The following is a 3,431-nucleotide window of genomic DNA, read 5'->3' on the forward strand; positions in this document are numbered from 1 at the left end:
CGCGCGCCGCTTCGGCCCTACGAGCCGAAGTGACGGGTGGCGGCGTGGTGCGGCTGCGACGTCTGGTGCCGTCATCGTGGCCTCACACCGAGAGATAGGTTTCCTGGATGGAGGCGTCGGCGAGAAGCTCGGGGGTGGTGCCGCGCCAGACGACCTCGCCCTTCTCCATCACGACGTGGCGATCGGCGAAGCCGACCAGCGCCTCGAGCTCCTTGTCGATCACGATCATGGCGAGGCCGGTCGCCTTGAGCACGTCGAGCGCCTTCCAGATCTGCTGCCGGATGAGCGGCGCCAAGCCCTCCGTCGCCTCGTCGAGGATGAGGAGGTCGGGATTGGTCATCAGGGCCCGGCCGATCGCCAGCATCTGCTGCTCGCCGCCGGAGAGCTGATTGCCGCCGTTGGTCAGCCGCTCGGCGAGGCGAGGGAAGAAGGCCAGCACCCGGTCGAGCGTCCACGCCTCCTTGGTGCCGGCGCCGGGACGGCCGGCCATGACGAGGTTCTCCCTCACCGTGAGGTTCGGGAAGATGGCGCGGCCCTCCGGCACCAGCCCGATGCCGAGCCGGCAGATCCGGTGGGCGGGCGCCCCGCCGATCGCCTCGCCCTTGAAGCGGATGGTCCCGCCCATCGGCTTCAGGAGCCCGGTGATCGACTTGACGGTGGTCGACTTGCCCATGCCGTTGCGGCCGATGAGGGTCACGACCTCGCCCTCGGCCACGTCGAAGGAGACGCCGAACAGCGCCTTGGAGGAACCATATCCGGCGTGGAGATCGCCGACCTCGAGCAGCATCGTCGCCCCCTCTCAGTGGGAATGGCCGAGATAGGCGGCGCGGACGTCCTCGTCGACGCGCACCTCCTCCGGCAGCCCGGTCTTGATCACCCGGCCGGCGACCAGCACCGAGATGCGGTCGGCGAGCCGGAACACCGCCTCCATGTCGTGCTCGATCAGCACGATCGTGGTGACGCCCTTGAGCTCGGCGACGAGATCGGTCATCGCCGCCCCGTCCTGACGCCCCATGCCGGCCATCGGCTCGTCGAGGAGGAGGAGACGCGGCTTCATGGCGAGCGCCATGGCGAGTTCGAGCTGGCGGCATTCGCCGTGGGAGAGATCGGCGACCTTCGTGTTCGCCTTGGCGGCGAGGCCGACGGTCGCCAGCGCCGCATGGGCCGGCTCGGTCAGCCGCGCGTCGCCCCAGGCCCGCTTCCAGAAGCGGAACGAATGGCCTTGCGTGCCCTGCACCGCCAACATGACGTTGGCGAGCGCGGTGAAGGAGGGCACCAGCGAGGTGATCTGGAAGGAGCGGGCGATGCCGCGCCGGGCCCGGAGATGGGCCGGCATCATGGTGACGTCGTCGCCGTCGAGCAGGATCTTGCCCTGGTCGGGCAGGAGCTGGCCCTGGAGCTGCGACACGAAGGTGGTCTTGCCGGCGCCGTTGGGGCCGATGATGCCGTGGATCTCGCCCTCGACGAGGTCGAAGTCGAGATGGTTGGTGGCCATCAGGCCGCCGAAGCTCTTGACGAGCCCGGTGACCGAGAGAAGCGGTTCGCGGCTCATCGCGCGTCCCTCCGGGTGGTCATCAGGGACACCAGATCGGCGAGGCCGCCGCGCAGCGTCAGCACCACCACGACGATGATCGCGCCGAAGGCGAGCTGCCAGTGCTGGGTCCAGGACGACAGGACGAGTTCCAGGACGACGAAGGCGGCGGCGCCGACCACCGGCCCCCACAGGGTGGCGAGCCCGCCGAGCACCGCCATCACCACGAGATCGCCCGAACGCACCCAGCTCATGTCGGCCGGCGAGACGAACTGCTGGCCGGCCGCGAGCAGGGCACCGGCGATGCCGCAGACGACGCCGGAGATCACGAAGGCGGTGAGCCGGTAGGGATAGGGCGGAATGCCGGTGACGGTGACGCGGCGCTCGTTCTCGGCCGAGGCGCGGAGCACGATGCCGAAGCGGCTGGTCACCACGCGGCCGAGCAGGATCAGGGTCGCCGCCAGGATCGCCAGCGTCAGATAGAAGAAGCGCGTCCGCTCCGAGACGTCGACCGACCCGAGGGTGATCGTCGAGAGGATCTGCAGCCCGTCCTCGCCGCCGTACTTCTGCAGCGCCACGGCGCCGTAATAGAGCATCTGATCGAAGGCGAGCGTGATCATCAGGAAGTAGGGGCCGGAGGTGCGCAGCGAGACGATGCCGGTGACGAGCGCCGCCAGTCCCGCCACCAGCGCGGCGAGCGGCAGGGTCACCATGAGGTTCGCGGTGCCGTCCCAGACGAAGGGGCCGAACGCCATCGGTTCGGCGTTGAACTCGTGCCAGGCGGCGATGCCGACGACATAGCCGCCGATGCCGAAGAGACCGGCGTGCAGCAGGCTGACGAGGCCGGCGAAGCCGACCACGAGGTTGAGACCGATGGCGGCGATGGCGAAGACGGCGACGCGGGTCGCCACCTTGATCAGGAAGGGATCGTCGAGGGCCGAGGCGATCGGTGGCACGGCGGCCAGGGCCGCGATCACCACGATCGGCGCCAGTCGGTCGACGAGGGTCGGACGGTGCGGGTCGAGCTCAGCCATGGACGGGGAACAGTCCCTTGGGTTTGAAGGCGAGGATCGCCGCCATCAGGAGGAAGATCGCCATCGAGCCCAGCGCCGGCGGCAGCATCACCCGGCCGAAGGTGTCGACGAGGCCGACCATCAGGGCGGCGACGAAGGCGCCGCGGATCGAGCCGATGCCGCCGATCACGGTGACGACGAGGGCGAGGATCAGGATCGGTTCGCCCATGCCGACCTGCACGGCGAGGATCGGCCCGGCCATCAGCCCGGCGAGCCCGGCGAGCGCCGCGCCGAAGGCGAAGAGCCCGGCGAAGACCATGCCGACGTCGACGCCCATGGCGCCGGCGATGGCGCGGTTGGAGGAGCCCGCCCGCACCCACATGCCGAGCCGGGTCTTCATCACGACGAGCCACAGGAGACCCGCGACGGCGAGGCCGACGCCGAGGACGACGAGACGGAAGGTCGGATAGGTGAGCCCCGGCAGCAGTTCGATCGAGCCGGAGAGCATCTCCGGCAGCGGCATGCGCAGCGGCACGGGACCGAAGACGAGCCGGGTCGCCTCGTTGGCCATCAGCACGATGCCGAAGGTGACCAGCACCTGATCGAGATGATTGCGCGAGTAGAAACGGCGGAAGAGGCCGAGTTCGAGCGCCACGCCGATCGCCGCGGTGGCGGGCACGGCGACGAGAATGCCGACGAGGAACGACCCCGTCGCCGCCTGGACCGCCGCGCCGAGGAAGGCGCCGATCATGTAGAGCGAGCCGTGCGCCAGATTGATGAAGTTCATGATGCCGAACACCAGCGTCAGCCCCGACGCCATCAGAAACAGCGTCACGCCGAACTGGACGCCGTTGAGAAGCTGCTCCGCAAAGAGCTCGATGGTCATG

4 protein-coding genes are annotated in these 3,431 nt (G+C 69.3%); all 4 read right to left on the bottom strand.

The genetic code is table 11. The features are described 5' to 3' along the window. Nucleotides 1-82: 82 nt before the first annotated feature. The 4 genes from J3S89_RS12855 to J3S89_RS12870 are packed head-to-tail and all read right to left on the bottom strand — an operon-like array spanning nucleotide 83 to nucleotide 3,424. Nucleotides 83-787, bottom strand: coding sequence for an ABC transporter ATP-binding protein (locus tag J3S89_RS12855; RefSeq protein ID WP_217927964.1), 705 nt, complete (start codon nucleotides 785-787; stop codon nucleotides 83-85). A gap of 12 nt (nucleotides 788-799) precedes the next feature. Continuing rightward, nucleotides 800-1,552, bottom strand: coding sequence for an ABC transporter ATP-binding protein (locus tag J3S89_RS12860; RefSeq protein WP_217927965.1), 753 nt, complete (start codon nucleotides 1,550-1,552; stop codon nucleotides 800-802). Next, nucleotides 1,549-2,565 (bottom strand): branched-chain amino acid ABC transporter permease, encoded by a 1,017-nt coding sequence (locus J3S89_RS12865; RefSeq protein ID WP_217927966.1) that lies wholly within the window; start codon nucleotides 2,563-2,565, stop codon nucleotides 1,549-1,551. The genes J3S89_RS12860 and J3S89_RS12865 overlap by 4 nt, the downstream gene beginning before the upstream one ends. Beyond that, the gene (locus J3S89_RS12870; RefSeq protein ID WP_217927967.1) at nucleotides 2,558-3,424 is read right to left on the bottom strand and encodes a branched-chain amino acid ABC transporter permease; all 867 of its coding nucleotides are present in this window, start codon (nucleotides 3,422-3,424) and stop codon (nucleotides 2,558-2,560) included. Before J3S89_RS12870 ends, J3S89_RS12865 begins: the two co-directional genes overlap by 8 nt. Nucleotides 3,425-3,431 lie beyond the last annotated feature (7 nt).

Source organism: Pinisolibacter aquiterrae, from assembly GCF_019160155.1.
GTDB classification, from domain to species: Bacteria; Pseudomonadota; Alphaproteobacteria; order Rhizobiales; family Ancalomicrobiaceae; genus Pinisolibacter; species Pinisolibacter aquiterrae.